Source organism: Nannocystis pusilla (assembly GCF_020073745.1).
GTDB classification, from domain to species: Bacteria; Myxococcota_A; Polyangia; order Nannocystales; family Nannocystaceae; genus Nannocystis; species Nannocystis radixulma.
Genome location: NZ_JAIRAU010000057.1, coordinates 405,244 through 422,571 on the forward strand (window position 1 = coordinate 405,244; position 17,328 = coordinate 422,571).

Consider the following 17,328-nt stretch of genomic DNA (forward strand, 5'->3'; position numbering starts at 1 on the left):
GTCAAGGACATGTCCTGCAGGTCGTCCGCTGACGAACAGGGCCCCGCGGCGGAGGTCTCGACCGTCGCTCAGGTGTGCGCGATGGCCTCGATCTCGACCTTGAAGTTGAAGGGCAGGCGCGCGACCTCGATGCAGGTGCGGGCGGGGATGTTGGGGCCGGGGAAGAACTTGGCGTAGGCCTTGTTGAAGGCGGCGAACTGGCCCATGTCGGTGATGAAGGCGGTGATCTTCAGCACCTTCTCGAGGCTCGAGCCGGCCTTCTCGAGGGTGCGACGGAGGTTGGTGAGGGTCGCGTGGGTCTCGGCGACGAGGTCACCGAGGGTGATGCCGAGCGACTCGACGTCGACGGCGGCGTGCCCGGAGGTGAAGATGAAGCCGTTGTGGTCGCGGTGCCACGAGAAGATCGGGCCGTGCTCGAGCTGGTGGGGGCTTCGGTGATGACTCGTCATGGACGGTCGATCTATACCGCGACGCGGGCGGGGGCGTCACTTTTGCGGTGGTGCCGCGGTGGTCGATGCGGTGCCGGTGTCGGGGCGAGGGCGCGCGCTCGACGAAGACTTGTTGCCGACGAATTTGTCGAGCTCGCGGTAGCGGTCGCGGAGCAGCGTCTGGCGCGAGACCATCGGGATCGCGCGCCCGCGGACGAACACCTGCGTGGGACGGCTGCTGAGCTCGAGCGGGTCGCCGTCCCAGATCACGAGGTTGGCGACCTTGCCGGCGGCGACGCTGCCGTGCGTCGCGCCCTGGCCGTAGGCGAGGGCGGGCTCGAGGGTGATCGCGCGCAGGGCCCTGTCCCACGGCAGGCCGTTGGCGACGGCGAGGCCGGCCTCCTGGGTGATGTTGCGGATGTTGTGCGAGTCGTCGAGCCAGGCGATGACGACGGGCACGCCTGCGGCGGCGAGCAGGGCGGCGCTGTCGAGGCGAGCGCCGAGCGCGTCGAAGCTGCTCGGCAGGTTGCGCGACGGCTGCAGCACCACCGGCACCTTGGCCGCGGCCAGCTCGCCCGCGACCTTCCACGCCTCGGCGCCGCCGACGACGACGAGGCGCAGCTTGTACTCCTTCGCCAGGTCGAGCGCGGCGAGGATGTCGCTCGCGCGATCGGCGGTCAGCGTCAGCGGCATCTGCCCGGCCAGCGCCGGCTGCAGCGCCTGCAGGTCGAGCGCGTGGGCGGCGAAGGGCCGCGTCTGCGCCCGCTCGTAGGCGTCCTTGCGCCCGCGGAACACCTGCGCGTCGGTCAGGACCTCGTGCAGCTTGGCCAGCGCGGACGCGCGAGAGCCGCCCCAGCTGTGGCCGAGGTTGCCGTCGAGCGCCACGCCGGCCCTCGCCAGGGCGCCGCGGTGGTCGCCGTGGACGAGGTCGACCCAGGCGACCTGTCCCGAGAGCAAGCCGCCCGCGGGGGCCACCGCCGCGGTCGTGACGCCGCCGACGGCCGCGACCTGGATCAGGCTCGACTCGGCGTGGAAGGCCCGGCTGGCGTCGTAGGCGGCGCGGACCGGATGGTCGGTGGCGCGGGCGTCGTCGTGGGTGCTGCCCTCGAGATCGATCTCGACGAGGCCGAGCTGGTTGTCGGCGGCGATGAGGCCGGGGGTCAGCACCTTGCCGGCGGCGTCGATGCGGGTGACGTCGCCGCCGGCGCTGCCGGCCAGCTCGGGGCCGCCGACACCGGCGAACTTGCCGTCGCGGATCAGCACGGCCGCGTTCTTGATGACGGTGCCGTCGCCGACGTGGAGGTCGCCCCCGGTGACGAGGGTGGTCGCGCCGGCGGCCCTGGCCGGGGCCGGGGCGAGCAACGTGAGGGCGGCGAGGAGGATGTGGCTCATGGGACAGGTCCTCGCGGTCAGTGCGCAGCGGACATGGTGGAAGGAACAGGTTGGACCGACGCGGGCGGGGCGGCGCCGGGGTTGTAGCCGAGCTCGAAGTCGGTGCCGGGCTCGAGGGTGCCGCGCAGGTAGACCGGCTCGCCGTCGATGTAGACCTGCTCGGCGCGGGTGTAGACGCTGAACGGGTCGCCGGACCAGACGACGACGTCGGCGCGCTTGCCGGGCTCGAGGGTGCCGACCTCGTGGTCGATGCCGAGGGCCCAGGCGGCGTTGGCGGTGAACCACCGCAGCGCGTCGTCGTCGCTGATCTTCACGCCGATCCGCCGGCCGGCGTGCATCGCCTTGGCGGCCTCCTGGTTGAGGCGCTGGATCCCGGTGGGGCTGTCGGAGTGGATGATCGCGCGGCCGCCGGCGGCGTGCAGCAGGGCGGCGTTCTCGAGGATGCCGTCGAAGGCCTCGGCCTTGAAGCCCCACCAGTCGGCCCAGACCGAGGCGGCGGTGCCGGCGGCGGCCAGGCGGTCGGCGATCTTGTAGGCCTCGACCGCGTGGTGGAAGCTGCGGATCTTGAAGCCGTAGGTCGCCGCGAGGTCGAGCATCTGCGACATCTCGTCGGCGCGGTAGCAGTGGTTGTGGACCAGGATCTCGCCCTTCAGCACCAGGCCGAGGGTCTCGAGCCCGAAGTCGCGGGCGGGCGGCTGCGGCTCGTCGGGCGGCTTGCCGGGCTGGCCGTCCTTGCCCGCCGGCGCCGGCTTGCCCTTGTTCTTCTCCCAGTCGGCGTGGTCCTTGTGGTACTTGGACCATGTCCTTTCGTACTCTTTGGCCTTCTGGAAGGCGTCGCGGTAGCCGGCGGCGTTGCCCATGCGGGTCTTGGGGCCCGACTTGTCGCCGTAGACGCGCTTGGGGTTCTCGCCGCAGGCCATCTTGAGGCCGTAGGGCGCGCCGGGGAACTTGACGTCGGCGACGCTGCGCGCGTCGGGCAAGAACCGCACGGTGACGCTGCGCCCGCCGATCAGGTTGGCCGAGCCGGGCAGGATCTGCGCCGTCGTCACGCCGCCCGCCCGGGCGCGATCGATCTGCGGGTCCTGCGGCCAGTACGCGTCCTCCGCCCGCACGTAGGCGGTGTTCGGCGAGCTGACCTCGTTGCCGTCGCTGTGGCCGTTGAGCCCGGGCGCCGCGTAGACGCCGAGGTGCGAGTGGGTGTCGATGACGCCGGGCGTGATCGTCTTGCCGGTGGCGTCGACGACGACGGCGCCGTCGGGGGCCGCGAGGCCGGGGCCGACGGCGGAGATCCGGCCGCCGACGACGAGGAGGTCGGCGCGCTCGAGGATGTCGCCGGCGGCGGTCATGATCCGCGCGTTGCGGAACAGCCGCGGCGGGCCGTCGCTGACGACCGCGGGGGAGGCGGTGCGGCCGGCGGCGTCGGGCGCGGGGGCGGCGGCCTCGACCGGGGGCTGCGGTGGGGCCCCGCGCGTACAGGCGGCGAGGAGTGACAGGGCGAGACCCGATGCGACGACGGTCGGGCGAAGGCGACGCGAGCTCACGCGCCGAACGCTACGCCGGACCCGGCAGACGCGGCAATCGCCGCGCGGCGGCCTGGACGTGTGTTTGAGCCGTGTCCGCGGCGGTGGCGGCGGGCGCCGGCCGCGGATATCCTTCGCGCCGCTCATGTCTGTTCGCACCCTGACTTGTGCCGCGGCGCTCGTACTCGCGGCTGGTTGTCTGTCCGAGCGCGGCGGTAAATCGTCCGCCAACAAGCCGCAGGTCGCCGCCGCGGCGGGCGCCGCGAAGGCGCCGTCGGGCCCGCCGGCGATGCGGGCCGCGGCCGCGCCGGGCTCGTCGCTGTGCGAGCAGGCGTCGCTCAAGCTGGCGCCCGGCTCGGTGGTCGCGCAGATCGACGGCGCCGACGTCAAGCTCGAGGACCTCGGCGAGCAGCTGGCGCAGGCCGAGAACAAAGCGCTGCGGCAGTACTGCAGCGAGGTGGCGCGGGTGCGCGAGGCCGCGCTCGACAACTTCGTGCAGCAGAAGGTGCTGACCGCGGCGGCCGAGAAGGCCGGCAAGCCGATCAACGAGTACGTGCAGGGCCGCCTCGACGCGGCGGTGCCGACCCCGAGCGACGCCGAGATCGAGAACTTCTACAACACCCGCAAGTCGCCCGACGCGCCGCCGCTCGAGGCGGTCAAGGACCAGGTCATCCAGGCGATCAACGCCGAGAAGTCGGAGCAGGTGTTCACCGACATGCTGGCCGAGCTGAAGGCCACGGCGACGGTCGAGAAGCGGCTGCCCGACGTGCGCCCGCCGGCGCTCGAGCTGGCGGCGGTCCACTCGCCGTGGATCGGCAGCTCCGACGCGAAGGTCCAGGTGGTCGAGTTCTCCGACTTCGAGTGCCCGTACTGCTCGCGCGCGGCCGACACGCTCAAGCAGCTGAAGGACAAGTACGCCGGCCAGCCGGTGCAGTTCGTGTTCCGCCACTTCCCGCTGAGCTTCCACCCGAACGCCCGCCCGGCCGCCGAGTACGCCCAGTGCGCGCACGAGCAGGAGAAGTTCTGGCCGCTGCACGACGCGATCTTCGCCGCCCAGCGCGAGCTGTCGACCGACAAGCTCAAGGAGCTCGCCGGCCAGGTCGGGCTCGACACCGCCAAGCTCGACGAGTGCCTGGCCCGGGTCGGCCAGGTCATCGAGACCGACATGAAGGTCGCCGGCGAGGCGGGGGTCGGCGGCACGCCGAGCTTCTACATCAACGGCCAGACCTTCGAGGGCAACCCGACGGTCGCCGGCCTGTCGGAGGCGATCGACGCCGAGCTGGCCCGCGCGAACGGCTGAGGCGGCGATGCACCCGGCCTTCGCCTCGCCGCTGCGCCGCTGGCTGTACGCGGTCAAGCCGGCGAGCTGGCCCAAGGTGCTCGCGCCGGCGCTCCTGGGACAGGTCCTCGGGTACATGTCCTCGGGGACATTTCACGTCGGCGCCGCGCTCGTCGGCCTGGCGTTCGCGGTGTTCGCCACCGTGTACGTGGTGCTGCTCAACGACTGGTTCGACGCCGACGTCGACGCGCTGAAGCGGCGCATGTTCCCCGAGGCCGGCTCGCCGAAGACGATCCCCGACGCCATCCTGCCGGCCGAGAGCGTGCTGCTGGCCGGGGCGGGCTTCGGGGTGATGGCGCTGGCGGTGGCGCTGTGCGGCGAGCTGTTCCTGCCCGGGCGCCCGGGGCTGATGCTCGCGGCGTGCGTCGGGCTCGGCCTCCTGCTGGTCTACTCGGCGCCGCCGCTGCGCCTCAACGACCGCGGCGCCGGCGAGTTCGTCGAGGCGTTCGGGGTCGGGGTGGTGGTGCCGTGGCTGTGCGCCTACGCCCAGAGCGGGCAGGCCGTGTCCGACTGGTACGTGTGGGCGCTGCCGGGGCTGGCGCTGCTGGCGTTCGCGTCGGCGGTCGCGAGCGGGCTGTCCGACGAGGAGAGCGACCGCCGCGGCGGCAAGGCCACGCTGACGACGCTGTACGGCAACCAGGCCGCGCGCCGGGTCGCCGAGTCCTCGGCGTTCGCCGGGCTCATCGCCTGGCTGGTCGCCGCGCGCGCCAGCGGCGGCGAGTTCCCGCTGATCCCGGTGCAGCTCGCCGTGCTCGCGGCGGCGCTGCCGTGGCGGGCGCTGACCCGCGAGAGCCCGCACGCGCTGACGGGCTGCTTCAAGGCCCAGGGCCGCTACAAGACCGCGCTGCACCGCCTGATCTGGGGCTCGTCGCTGGCGCTGGCGCTGGCGCTGGCGCTGCTGCGCTGCGCGGGGTGGACATGAGCTGGCCGGGGCTGTCGCTGGCGCCCGGGTGCACGACCTGCCGCGGCGTCGACGAGGTGGTGGCGCTGGTCGCCGGCGGGTCGCCGGCGGCGGCCGAGCTGACGGCGGCGCTGCGCGAGATCGAGGCGGCGGCGGCGGCGGCGTTCCCCGGCAACATCTTCTGGGACTGCGAGCTGCTGGCGGCCGAGCTGCTGGCGGCGGGCCCGGGCGAGATCGCCGCGCAGGCGCGCCAGATCGCCGGCCTGCAGGCGCTCTACGGCCACAACACGGTGATCCGCTTCCGCTACGTCCACGACTTCCTCTACGGCTACGACTGGGCCAAGTGGGTCCAGCGCGAGCCCGGCGAGCGCGCGGACACCGGCCCGTTCGCGCCGGCCTTCATCGACCACCAGGAGCGCCGCGCCCGCGAGCTCGAGCAGCTGATCGCCGCCGACGACGCGCACTATCCGAGCTTGCCCGAAGGACAGGTGCGCAACCCGTTCCCGTTCTCGCGCGAGCCCGAGGCCGAGGCGCTGCTGCTGCGCGACCTGGCCGCCGGCGGGCTGCTGCCGGTCGAGGCGTGGGACGCGGCGGCCCGGCCGCGCTGGGACCGGCCCTACGCCGACCTGCGGGTCGAGCGGGCCGCGGCGCTCGGCCTCTTGCTGCCGTCATGATCGGGCATGTCGCTTCGGATATGCGAGAAGGGACATGCTCACCGGAGCATGTCCCTTTGAACCTGCCCTCGCGGACAGGCGCAACCTCGGGCTCACAGCCCGGTCTGGCGCTGCTTCTCCTTGAGCCCGTCGACCTTCTGCTCGAGCTCCTCGACGGTCTTCTTGGCCTCGTCGTAGTTCTTCTGGACGACGACGCCGCGCCGCTCGGCCAGCTCGATCTGCTCGGAGGTGCGGGCGTTCTCCTTGACCTTCTGCATCCGCTCGAGGAAGAGCGTGCGCTGGGTCAGGTCCTGCCGGGCGGCCGCGAGCTTCTTCTCCCAGTAGGCGATCTCGGCGGCGGCGCTGGGGAAGCTGGTCGGCTCGGGCTTGACCTTGCGCGGCGGCGCCAGCGAGTTGGCCCCGGGCCCGACCGGGAGGATGTTCGGGTTGATGCGGACCTTGCCGTTGCCGCGGTTCGGGTCGTAGTCGCGGGCGCTGACGCCCAATGCCTGACCCTCCGGGCCGCCGGCGCCGCCCTGGGCGAGGCTGGCCTGCTGGCCGGCGCTGCCCTTGCTGCCCTTGCCGGACCCGGACGCGGAGGTCGCGTCGCCCCCGGGCCAGAAGATGAGGAGCGCGGCGACCACGAGGATCGCGCCGCCCACGATCAGCGCCCACAGCGCGCCGCCCTGCGCGGGCTCGGACTGGCTGACGGTTGCCGGCTTGGGACCAGGTTCGCTCATAGGCGGGCGAGAATAGCATGTCCGCGGTGAGTGAGCCCCCGGAGGAGTTCATCGAGATCCCGCTGGTCGTCGACACGGCCCGCGACGGCTTTCGCCTCGATCGTTTCCTCTCGAGCCGGATCGCCCGCCTCTCGCGCACCCGCGTGCAGACGATCGTCGACAACGGCCAGGTCCGCCGCGCCGACACCGGCGAGGTGCTGCGCCGCGCCTCGCAGCGCGTGCGCGCCGGCGAGTCGCTGGTGATCCGCCGCCCCGCGCCGCAGGAGCCGGAGGTGGTGCTCGACTACCGGGAGATCTTCCGCGACCACGACCTGCTGGTCATCGACAAGCCCGCGGGTCTGCCGGTCCACCCGTCGGCCAGCTACCACCGCCACACGCTGACGCAGGTGCTGCGCGACCGCCTCGGCGCCGGCCACGGCTGGGACATGGCCCACCGCCTCGACCGCGAGACGTCCGGGGTGATGGTGTTCGGCCGCCGCGAGGGCTCGGCCACCGCGCTCAAGAAGGCGTTCCTCGGCCGCGCGGTGGCCAAGACGTACCTGGCGCTGGTCCATGGCTGTCTCGAAGAGCATGTCCGTATCGACATGTCCCTCGGGTTCGCGATCGGGTCGAAGATCCGGATCAAGATCGGGCCGGTGCCGGTCGCCGAGGGCGGCCTGCCGGCGGCGACGACGGTCCGCCCGCTCCGGCGCGGCGAGTTCCGCGGCAAGCCGATCACGCTGGTCGAGGCGCTGCCCGAGACCGGACGCCAGCACCAGATCCGCGTGCACCTGGCGGAGATCGGCCACGCGGTGGTCGGCGACAAGCTGTACGGGCTGCCCGAGGAGGAATTTTTAAAAGTGGTCGAGGGCGGGCGGAAGCTGCACGAGCTCGGGGCAGACCTCGGGCTGCACCGCCACGCGCTGCACGCCGCGGCGCTGACGCTGCCGCACCCGGGCACCGGCGAGCGGGTGCAGTTCACGGCGCCGTGGCCCGGCGAGCTGGCGGCGATCCTGAGGCCGTGAGCCGGCCGGTCTTTTCGGACATGCCCTGAGGGACAGGGGCGCGAGGCTGTCTGGAGGGACAGGTGCCTCGGCGCGCCCCGTCACTCGCTCAGCAGCGGGGCCGCGCCGGGGTGCAGGACCTCGACGATCCGGCCCGACTCGAGCTCGAGCGCGGTGGTCTTGCCGTCGGTGACGACGACCTTGAACTGGGCCATGTCGGCGCCCTCGGCGAGCTTCAAGGTGCGGTCGGGCAGCTCGACGGTGTGGACGCCGGGCGGCTCGCGGCTGAGGCCGAGGCGCGCCTGGCCTTGCGACCAGGTGAGCACGCGCGGGCGGTCGGAGGTGTCGGTGCCGGCGGGCAGCTGGAACTGCCGCGGGACGGTGCGCTCCTCGCCGCGGCGGGCCCACTGGTACCAGGCGAACACGGTGCCGGCGAGCAGCACGGCGAGGCAGGCGAGGAGGATCCGGCGGACGCGTCGGGCGGCGTCGTAGCCGGCGAAGCGGCCGCGGTGGTGCTCTCCGGGCGGGGGGTCGCGCAGGAGCTCGTCGTCGCGGTCGCTCGCGGGCGGGGCCTCGACGGGCCGCCACTCGTCGGCCCCGTCGCTCGGCGGCGGTTCGAGTTCGTCGCGGGTCATGCCCGGAGGATAGCTCGGGTCGGCGAGCGCCGCGCCCGCGCAGGGGCGGTCACAGACACACCGAGCCGATCAGCGCGCCGGTGTCGAGGTCGGCGGCGGGCTCGGTGCACGTGCCGCCGTTGCAGTCGTTGTCGGAGTTGCACTCGCCGCAGATCCCGAGCTTGAGCAGGCCCATGATCGAGGCCTGACCGCAGAAGCCCGAGGCGCAGGCCAGGTCGCCCGAGCCGTCGAAGTCGCAGCCGCTGTTGTTCGGCACCGAGCCCGGGGCGCGGCAGGACTTCTGCCCGCCGAAATCGCCGAGGTCGTAGTCGGGCGTGCAGTGCGGCGCTTGCGGCGGACAGTCGGCGTCGGTGTCGCAGGCGCCGCAGGTGGCGACGGTGATGATGCCGGGCACCTCGTAGACCTCGCTGCAGTGCGGGGCCATGGGGTTGTTGCACGCGGCGTCGCTCTCGCAGCCGTCGCCGGGCTGGCCGAGGTTGCAGACCGCACCGACCCCGGCGATCGGGTTGGGCACGGTGCAGCCGCCGCTCGGACAGTCGGCGTCCGCGAGGCACTCGCTGCAGAAGCCGCCGAGCGCGGGGACGACGAAGCAGGTGTCCGAGGCGCAGCCGCAGCCGCTGGAGTCGGTGCACGGGGAGTTCTGCGGCTGATCGGGCGGATCCTGGCAGAACTGACCGGTGGTGAAGTCAGTGTCGCTGATGCCGGTGGTGAAGTCGGTGCCGACGCCGGTGGTGACGGTCGAGACGGTGCCCGGGACGGTGTCGCTGTTGGAGCCGTCGGTCGCGGTCTCGGGGTCGAACGTGGTCGGCTCGCTCGGGCTGGCCGAGGTGACGGTCTGCCCCGCGCCGGTGGTCAGCGTCTCGCCCGGCGTGGCCGAGGTCTGACTGTGCCCCATCGACAGCGAGCCCTCGCTGCTCGCACCCTCACCGGTGCTGGTGCTGCTCTGGGTGTCGGAGTCGCTGTCGGTCCCGGACTTGGGGCTGCACGCGATGAGCGCGAACGCGGAGAACCACAAAGAAAAGCGATAGGTCATGTTCGGTAGTATACGCGGCCTGCGCCGCGGGCCGCCGGGGAAGATCGAGCCAGATGTCCCGAGGGACATGTGCGGGTCCGCCCGGGCCGGCAGCCCCCAACGAGCGCCGGTGTGCGGGGGCCGGCCTCGTCGCGAGGGCCGAAGCTGGAGCCGAACGGCGATCGGCTAGGGCAGCTCGAGCGGGAGGGCTGCACAATTCGACATGTTGGAAGGGACAGGCGCGTCCTGGCGCAGCAGCTCGGCGCCGGCGGCCGCGTAGACGCCGGCGGCGCGGACGAGGGCGGGCGGGGGCTCCTCGACGCCGGCGCCCGGCAGGCGCGCGGCCGGCACGAGGACCAGCGAGCGGTCGCACAGGCGCGGCACGAGGGCCCACGGCGGGCCCTGGAGCGTGCTGTCCCCGAGGCCAGATCGACCGAACCACAGCGGCGCGAACACCAGCGGCGCGGGCTCGACGTCGACCCGCGGCGACGGCGGCATGCCGGCGCCGATCCACGCCTCGGCGGCCAGCTCGCTGTCGGCCGAGGGGCGCACGGCGAGCAAGATCGGGCCCAGGACCGTGACCACGCCGGCCCAGCGGCACGGGTGACAGCCGGCGGGCGGCATCACCGGCACGGGGGCGCGCACGTGGGCCGGGGCCGCCTCGCCGCGCCCGAGCGGGCGCACCGCGAGCTCGCCGTCCTTCTCGAACAGCACCCAGGGACATGTCCGATCGGGCAGGTCCGCGGGCGCCCGCAGGGCGCCGGGCGGCAGCTCGGGCGGCGGCGGCGGCAGCTCGGGCAGCCAGGCGAGCGTGCCGGGCGGCGGCTCCTCGCAGGTCGGCTCCGGCGGGGCGGCCTCGACCGGAGCGACCGGCGCGGGCTCGCTGCTCGCGGGGGGATTACACGCCAGGGCGACCGTGAAGGCCGCGCGCCGGAGCGACATGGCCGCGGCTCAATTTCCGCGGGCGATCGAGGCCTGGATGCAGCCGGCCGTGTTGCGCTGCATGATGCCGCGCGGGTTGGCCCACGACTGCGCGTTCCAGATGGTCTTGTTGTCCTTGTCGATGCCGATGACGTCGGACGGCAAGGTCAGCTTGGCGTAGGGGCGCTCGTTGTTGCTGCAGTCGGCGTAGGCCTCGAGCGGGCCGGGGCCCCACAGCAGCGTGCGGCCGCTGATCTTGCTGGTGTCGGTGACGCGGTAGGTCACCGTCATCTGGTAGATCGGGTTGGTGGGGGAGTCCTGCAGCGTCTGCGCGAACCCCTCGACCTCGCAGGCGACCAGCGGGTCGGCGACGCTCTCGGTGCACAGGCGGTCCTTCCACTCGGCGAACAGCGCCTCGCCTTCCTTGCCCGTCATCGCCTGCCCGCTGTTGGTCTTGGTGAAGTAGTTGATCAGGCACGGCTCGTACTTGAGGGTGACCTTGATCTTCGCGGTGCCGGCGAACGGGTCGGTGTCCTGATTCTCGGCCTGGAGCAGCTCCACACAGGTGAACCCGAACTTCTCCTCCTCGTCCTGTTCACAGGCGGAGAAGATGGCGGTGCTGGTGACGCAGAGGGCGAGGCCGGCGAAGAGCGGGAGGCGGGACATCGGCGCCAGTGTTGCAAACCCGAGCGGCGGCTCGCAAGCACGTTCGCGGCAGGTCCGAAAGGCCGCTCGCAGGTGCGCGGCGCCGGCTGCGCATCGGCCTGGACGGCGTATGCGGGGCGGTTTGCCTGTGACGGGCATCACCAGGTCGCCGAGACTCGCGTGCTAGCGTCGCCGGCGCCTCATGACGGCTCCGGCGGCGAAATCGACGCTCCACGAGCGGCTGGCTGCGGCGCAGGCCCGGGTCTTCGCGCGCTCCGCCGTATGGCGGCAGCGGGCGGCGGTGAGCGGGTCTGCGAGCGCCGAGCCGAGGTGGTCCCTGGGTGTCCCCGACATCAGCCTCGCGTGCGAGGTGCTGCTGGCCGACCGCCTGTTCCACGACCTCGAGCCCGAGGAGGCGGCCGGCCTGGCGCGGTGGATCCGCGCCAACCAGCAGCCCTCGGGGGCGTGGCACCTGCCCGGCGGCGGGCCCGATCTCTCGCTCACGGTGTTCGGCTGGTGGGCGCTCGTCGAGGCCGGCGAGGACCCCTCGGCCGAGCACCTGGTGCGCGCGCGCCGGGTGGTCCACGAGCTCGGCGGGGCCCAGCGGGCCAACGCAGCGGTGCGCATGTGGCTGGCGATGGCCGACGCGATCCCGTGGAGCTGGGTGCCGACGTTCCCGGCCGAGCTGTGGCTGCTGCCGGCGTGGGCGATCCTGTCGCCGAGCCGGGTGGCGCCGTGGGGCCGCGGGGTGATGACGCCGTACCTGCTGCTGTCGCGCGCGCCGGCGCGGGTGCACCTGAGCGACGCGCGGCCGCTGCTGCTCACGCGACCGGACGGCGAGCCGATCCTGCCGCGGCTGACCCAGCCGGGGCTGGCGGGAGATCTGCTGCAGAGCTTCGACCAGGCGGTCAAGGTGATCCGCAAGCTGCCGCGGGGGCCGGTGCTGACGGCGGCGCTGGCCCGGGTGCAGCGCTGGCTGCTCGACGCGCAGCAGCGCCACGGCGGGTGGTTCTCGGCCCAGCCGACGCTCCTCAGCCTGATGGCGCTGCGGGTGCTCGGGGCCAGCTTCGACGACCCGCGGATCCGCGAGGGCCTCGCCTACCTCCGGCGCGCCCGCGGGCGCACGCGCTTCGCCGGCGGGGCGATCGGCTCGACGGTGCACCTGGCCCAGGGGCAGGTGTGCGAGCCGCTGGCGACCACCGCCCGGCTCGCGCGGGTGGCCCTGGCCGCCGGCGACGCGGAGGCGGAGTCGCTGCTGACCTGGCTCTTGGACCAGGAGATCACGGAGCCCGGCGAGTGGCAGCTGCGGGTCAACGCGCCGGCCGGCGGCTGGCCGTACGAGCCCGGGGCCGACCGCTACGTCGACACGCTGTCGACCTGCGCGGTGCTCGACGCGCTGGCGGCGGCGCCGAAGACGTCGCCGCTGCAGACGCGGATCCGGGCGGCGGCGCGGCGGGCGGTCGAGGTGCTGCTGGCGATGCAGGAGCTCGACGGCGGGTTCTGCCGCTACGAGCGCGGCGAGTCCGACGTGTTCATGACCCGCTTCCCGATCCGCGACGTCGCGCTGCTGACCGCCGGCGACCCGAACGGCCCGGCGCGCGTGCGCGTGACCGCGATGGCGCTGCGCCAGCTGGCCCGGCTCGGCTTCCAGGCCGACGACGACCGGGTGGCCCGCGGGCTCGAGTTCCTGTGGAGGCGGGTCACGATGGACCTGTCCTCGCGGACATCTGATGTGTCCTCGCGGACATCCGACTACATCGACGTGGCGACGCTGGCCGAGGTCGGCCAGTGCGCGGCGGCCCTGTGCCCGCCGACGCACCCGCTGCGCCAGACGGTGGAGCGCCAGCTCCGCGGGCGCCAGCGCGAGGACGGCAGCTTCGGCGCGCCGGTGCTGACGGCGCTGGCGGCCCAGGCCCTGATGGCGCTCGAGGGGGCGGCCTGCGTGCAGACGCAACGGGCGGTGCGCGAGCTGGTGCAGGCGATCGAGGCCGACACCGAGGACCTCGGCGGGGCCTGGTCGGAGGGCTTCGGGCTGTCGCCGGTGTGCCACGACCCGACCGCCGGGGTGCGCGAGGCGGCGCTGGCGCTCGACCAGTTCGTCGCGCTCGGCGGCAACCTCTGACCGGGTTCGCTCGGTCTGAAAGAACATGCGCGAAAGGACATGACCATGCAGCCAGATCAGAGCGAGGAGCGAGCGAGGCCGGCGGCGCGCTACGACGTCGTCATCATCGGCGCGGGCATGGCCGGCTGCGCGGTGGCCCAGGCGCTGGCGCTGGCCGACAAGGGCCGGCGGCGCAAGATCCTCGTCATCGACCGCCACAAGGGCTCGGCGCCGCGGTTCGCCGGCGAGTTCATCCACCCGCGCGGGGCCCAGGTGCTCGAGGACCTCGGCTTCTACGGCCCGCTCAAGGCGGCCGGCGCGGTCGACGTCGACGGCTTCACGGTGCGCGAGCGGGCCGAGGGCCGCTACGTCGAGCTGCCGTACGCCGACGTGGTCGGCCAGCGGCCGCAGGGCATCGCGGTGCACCACAAGACGCTGGTGCGGGTGATGCGGCAGGTGATCACGCGCCGGCCGCAGGTCGAGCTGCACGAGGGCTGGACGATCAAGTCGCTGGTGCGCGGGTTCGGCGAGCGCGTGCTCGGGGCGGTGCTCAGCGGGCCCGACGGCGAGGACGTCGAGGTGCGCGCCGACCTGGTCGTCGGCGCCGACGGCAAGGCGAGCCAGGTCCGCCGCCTCGCCGGCCAGCCCGACGACCGCCAGACGATCGGCTTCACGGCCGGGCTCGAATTGCGCGACGCGGCCGTCCCGGCGGCCACGTGGGGCAACATCGTGCTCGGGGCGTGGGGCCCGGTGCTGGTCTACCCGATCCACCAGGATTCGCAGGGTCTGACGTACCGGGTGACGCTCGACCTGCCGGCCCAGCTGCCGGCCAAGGGGGCCAAGCTCGGCGAGTTCCTGCTCGAGACGTTCATCCCCTACCTGCCGACCGCGCTCGGCGAGCAGCTGGCGGCGGCGATCGCCGGTCACAAGGGGCCGTTCGAGATGGCGCCGACGGTCAACCTGCCGGCCCCGCGCGCGAGCTCGCCGGGGCTGGTGCTGGTCGGCGACGCGGCCGGCTGCTCGCACCCGATCACCGCCAGCGGGATGACGATGGGCCTGCGCGACGCGGAGGTGCTCGGCGAGCAGGCCAGGCTGCGCCAGTCGGCGTCGCTGCACGAGGCGTGGCTCGACGACGCGGCGGTCCGCCGCTACCGCGCGGTGCACGACCGCTACGTGCCGACCCGCCAGGCGCTGGCCGACGCGATCTACGAGGTGTTCCGCGGCGGCAACGAGGGGGCGCGGGCGATCCAGCGGGCGCTGTTCGACTACTGGGAGGCGAGCCACGAGTCGCGCGTGCGCTCGATGGCGCTGCTGTCGTGCGCGGAGGGCCGGCCCTCGGTGTTCCTCAGCGAGTACCTCAAGACGGCCCGCCACGCGCTCGAGACCAGCCTGGTGCCCCGACACGCGCGCGCGCTGCCGGCCCGCGACCGCCTGCGCCAGGTGACCGGCGCGGCGATGCTGGCCAGCAACAAGCTCGGGCTGGTGGCGCAGGTGATGTGGGCCCAGGTCCGTCCGTCGTGGCTGCCGCACCGCGAAGAGCAGGCCTGAGCGCGAGCGCGGCCGAGCGGGCCACGAGGATGTCCTCGGGGACAGGTGCCCGGGTCGATCGCACGGCATCGGTCGGTCCGGCGCTCACGGGACAGAACTGGTGCGGTCGGGCGCGAGCAGGTCACGGGTGGGCGATGACGAGGACGGCGCGGGCGCGCTCCAGGACGCAGCGCAGGGCCTGCTGCAGGGTGGCGGGGTCGAGGGCGGCGAAGCTCTCGTCGAGGACGACGAGGTCGACCGATTGCAGCAGGGCGCGGGCGATGAACAGGCGGCTGCGCTCGCCGTGCGACAGCTGCCAACCTGTCTCTCCGACCATCTGCTGCAGGCCGCTCGGCATGCGCTCCAGCAGCTCGCCGAGCCCGAGCTCGCGGCACACGGCGTCGGCCTCGGCGAGCTGCTGCTGCGTGGGAGGCCAGCCGCGGCCCATCAGCAGGTTGAAGGCGAGGGGGGCGGTGACGATGTGGTTCTCGTGGAACTGCGGGGCGGCGGCGACGCGGCGGCGCCAGCCGACGAGGCCGAGCGTGGGGCGGTCGAGGCCGGCGAGCAGGACGAGGCCGGCGGTCGGCTCGCGCAGGCCGGCCACCAGCGCGCCGAGCGTCGACTTGCCGCCGCCCGAGCCGCCCTCGAGCAAGAGGCGGTCGCCGGCGGCGATGGCGAGGTCGACGTCGCGCAGGACCTGGCGCTCGCGCCCGGGGTAGCGGAAGCCGAGGCCGCGGGCGAGGACGATCGGCTGTCCTTCGGGTACTGGCGGAAAGGACAGCATGAGGCCGTGCGCGCCGGCGTCGGCCGCCTCGGCGGCGCGCAGCATCGGCAGGGCCTGGCGCACGGCGACGCCGCAGCCGAGCAGGGCGATGGCGCCGGCGACGAAGGTGGCGAGGCCGCGCTGGGCCAGCAGGACGCCGCCGATCGCCGCGGCGATGGTGGCGGCCGGGGCCGAGCCGGCGACGAACGCGGGCAGCAGGGCGGCGAGGCCGAGCACGAGCCAGCCGCGCGGCAGGAGGGCGACCAGCAGCGACTCGCTGCGGTTGAGGTCGCGCTCGCGCGCGAGCACGCGGACGAGGCGGGCGTCGTCGTCGTCGTGCCAGCGCTCGCGGGCCTCCTGCGCGAGGCGGGTGCGATGGCCGACCATGGCCTCGACGAGGTGGTGGGTGAGCTCGCCGCGGGTGTCGGTCCAGGCGGTCAGGTGGAGGCCGGTGCGGGCCACGAGGGCGACGCCGAGCGCGGCCCAGGCGGCGAGCAGGACCAGGTGCAGGGCGGGCGCAGGGCCGAGGGCGAGGATCGGGACGGCGGCGGCGAACTCGAGCACGGCGACCAGCGAGACCAGGCCGCCGCGCAGGCCGAGCGACTCGACGGCCGAGGTCTCGAGCACGCGCCCGAGCAGCAGGCCCGCGCCCTCGCGGCGGGTCAGGTCGCCGGGCAGCGCCAGCGCCCCGACCAGCAGCCGGCGCTTCAGCAGCGCCCCCGCCGCGCGCAAGATCTCCCCGGCGATCGCCGCCTGTCCCATGCGACATGGCACGACGGTCAGGAGTAACAACAGCCACGCCTGCGACCAGCCGGCGTCGGTGCGTCCGGCGAACACGAGGCCCCCGATCAGCCACCAGGCGGCGATCATCAGCGCGAGCTCGGCGGCGTACAGCAGGGCGAGCGCGGCGGCGCGGGCGAGCAGGCCCTCGGCGCGCAGGAGGCGGAGCAGCGGGGCCGCGGGCGAGGTGCGCAGGATGAAGGCCCGGCCGACGCGCAGGACGCCGAGACGCTCGCGCAGGAGCAGCTCGACGGCCCGCTCGCGTCGCTGTCCGCGGAGACCTGTCCGATCGACCAGGACCTCTGCGCGGCCGCGCAGGGGGGCGAGGACGTGCTCGCAGACGGCCCGGCGGACGTCGTCGAGGGCGACGCGACGCGGGCGCAGGTCGGGGGCGAGGACGAGGAGGGTCCGCCGGCCGCCGCGCAGGAGGAGCAGCAGGGCGCGCCCGTCCGGGCCGACCCGCAGCAGGGCCGGGGCGGCCGTGCGCAGGAGGGCGTCGACGCCGGCGACGTCGGTGTCGACGGCCTCGGCCTCGAGGCCCAGGCCCGCGGCGGCGCCGGCCAACCAGCGCTCGATCGCTGCGTCGTCCGGATCGGCGAGCACGGCGGCCCCGGGCGCCCCGAGCTCGCGCAGGGCCGGCTGGAGCCCAGCCTGGACGGCGAGGGCGGTCAGCGCCTCGCCGGCGCGCTCGAGCGACCAGGTGAGGTCGATGAGGGTCATCGCGCGACCTCCTGGTGGATGTCGCGCGGGAGGGGGCGCGGGGCCGTGGAGGCATCGATGACGGCGGGCACGGAGCGGCGGATCGGGTGCCTCGCTCGGCGGGCCCCTACCGATTCACGTGCTCGGCGCCTGTCTCGTCGGACAGGATGGCCTCCGAGACAGGTGTGTGGCGCGAGCGGTGGGCAGGGGCGCCTGCGCGCGCTGAATCGCGTCTCCGTCCCACCGGCGTCCAAATCCGCCGCTCCGTGCCCGCCTGCGACGAGCGTCG

15 protein-coding genes are annotated in these 17,328 nt (G+C 74.0%); 6 read left to right on the forward strand and 9 right to left on the reverse strand.

The features are described from left to right. Positions 1 to 68 precede the first annotated feature (68 nt). From K7C98_RS41395 to K7C98_RS41405, 3 genes are read right to left on the reverse strand one after another with little or no spacing between them, the layout of a single operon-like run. A complete protein-coding gene (locus K7C98_RS41395) occupies positions 69 to 449 on the reverse strand; it encodes a RidA family protein (protein ID WP_224197459.1) in 381 nt (126 codons plus the stop codon). Positions 450 to 485: 36 nt separating this feature from the next. Then, positions 486 to 1,820 (reverse strand): amidohydrolase family protein, encoded by a 1,335-nt coding sequence (locus K7C98_RS41400; protein WP_224197460.1) that lies wholly within the window; start codon positions 1,818 to 1,820, stop codon positions 486 to 488. Positions 1,821 to 1,837: 17 nt separating this feature from the next. Further along, positions 1,838 to 3,361, reverse strand: a complete 1,524-nt coding sequence (locus K7C98_RS41405) for an amidohydrolase (protein WP_224197461.1) — start codon at positions 3,359 to 3,361, stop codon at positions 1,838 to 1,840. 124 nt (positions 3,362 to 3,485) lie between these two features. On the opposite strand from K7C98_RS41405, the gene K7C98_RS41410 reads away from it, so the two are divergent. Genes K7C98_RS41410 through K7C98_RS41420 form a run of 3 tightly spaced genes read left to right on the forward strand, consistent with a single transcriptional unit; the run spans position 3,486 to position 6,254 of the window. After that, positions 3,486 to 4,640, forward strand: a complete 1,155-nt coding sequence (locus tag K7C98_RS41410; RefSeq protein WP_224197462.1) for a thioredoxin domain-containing protein — start codon at positions 3,486 to 3,488, stop codon at positions 4,638 to 4,640. Between the two features lie 7 nt (positions 4,641 to 4,647). After that, positions 4,648 to 5,601, forward strand: a complete 954-nt coding sequence (locus K7C98_RS41415) for a prenyltransferase (protein WP_224197463.1) — start codon at positions 4,648 to 4,650, stop codon at positions 5,599 to 5,601. Next, positions 5,592 to 6,254 carry a ferrochelatase gene (locus K7C98_RS41420; RefSeq protein ID WP_224197464.1) on the forward strand — a complete coding sequence of 221 codons (663 nt, stop codon included), beginning with the start codon at positions 5,592 to 5,594 and terminating at the stop codon, positions 6,252 to 6,254. Before K7C98_RS41415 ends, K7C98_RS41420 begins: the two co-directional genes overlap by 10 nt. A 92-nt stretch (positions 6,255 to 6,346) precedes the next feature. Here K7C98_RS41420 and K7C98_RS41425 read toward each other — a convergent pair whose 3' ends face one another. After that, positions 6,347 to 6,973: a hypothetical protein gene (locus K7C98_RS41425; RefSeq protein WP_224197465.1), complete on the reverse strand. Its 627-nt coding sequence runs from the start codon at positions 6,971 to 6,973 to the stop codon at positions 6,347 to 6,349. Positions 6,974 to 6,999: 26 nt separating this feature from the next. On the opposite strand from K7C98_RS41425, the gene K7C98_RS41430 reads away from it, so the two are divergent. After that, positions 7,000 to 7,977: an RluA family pseudouridine synthase gene (locus tag K7C98_RS41430; protein ID WP_224197466.1), complete on the forward strand. Its 978-nt coding sequence runs from the start codon at positions 7,000 to 7,002 to the stop codon at positions 7,975 to 7,977. Positions 7,978 to 8,057: 80 nt separating this feature from the next. On the opposite strand, the gene K7C98_RS41435 is transcribed toward K7C98_RS41430, so the two are convergent. The 4 genes from K7C98_RS41435 to K7C98_RS41450 form a co-directional block, all read right to left on the reverse strand. After that, on the reverse strand, positions 8,058 to 8,591 hold the full coding sequence (locus K7C98_RS41435) for a hypothetical protein (RefSeq protein WP_224197467.1): 534 nt from the start codon (positions 8,589 to 8,591) through the stop codon (positions 8,058 to 8,060). A gap of 49 nt (positions 8,592 to 8,640) precedes the next feature. Further along, positions 8,641 to 9,624 (reverse strand): hypothetical protein, encoded by a 984-nt coding sequence (locus K7C98_RS41440; protein ID WP_224197468.1) that lies wholly within the window; start codon positions 9,622 to 9,624, stop codon positions 8,641 to 8,643. A gap of 165 nt (positions 9,625 to 9,789) precedes the next feature. After that, on the reverse strand, positions 9,790 to 10,545 hold the full coding sequence (locus K7C98_RS41445) for a hypothetical protein (RefSeq protein WP_224197469.1): 756 nt from the start codon (positions 10,543 to 10,545) through the stop codon (positions 9,790 to 9,792). Between the two features lie 9 nt (positions 10,546 to 10,554). Beyond that, positions 10,555 to 11,190 carry a hypothetical protein gene (locus K7C98_RS41450; protein WP_224197470.1) on the reverse strand — a complete coding sequence of 212 codons (636 nt, stop codon included), beginning with the start codon at positions 11,188 to 11,190 and terminating at the stop codon, positions 10,555 to 10,557. A 280-nt stretch (positions 11,191 to 11,470) separates the two neighbouring features. Here K7C98_RS41450 and K7C98_RS41455 point away from each other — a divergent pair, with 280 nt between their 5' ends. Both K7C98_RS41455 and K7C98_RS41460 read left to right on the forward strand, forming a co-directional pair. After that, complete coding sequence (locus tag K7C98_RS41455) at positions 11,471 to 13,291, forward strand: prenyltransferase/squalene oxidase repeat-containing protein (protein WP_224197471.1); 1,821 nt, start codon at positions 11,471 to 11,473, stop codon at positions 13,289 to 13,291. A 45-nt stretch (positions 13,292 to 13,336) separates the two neighbouring features. Beyond that, complete coding sequence (locus K7C98_RS41460; RefSeq protein ID WP_224197472.1) at positions 13,337 to 14,818, forward strand: FAD-dependent monooxygenase; 1,482 nt, start codon at positions 13,337 to 13,339, stop codon at positions 14,816 to 14,818. A gap of 121 nt (positions 14,819 to 14,939) precedes the next feature. On the opposite strand, the gene K7C98_RS41465 is transcribed toward K7C98_RS41460, so the two are convergent. Further along, positions 14,940 to 17,060 carry an ABC transporter ATP-binding protein gene (locus K7C98_RS41465; protein WP_224197473.1) on the reverse strand — a complete coding sequence of 707 codons (2,121 nt, stop codon included), beginning with the start codon at positions 17,058 to 17,060 and terminating at the stop codon, positions 14,940 to 14,942. Positions 17,061 to 17,328 lie beyond the last annotated feature (268 nt).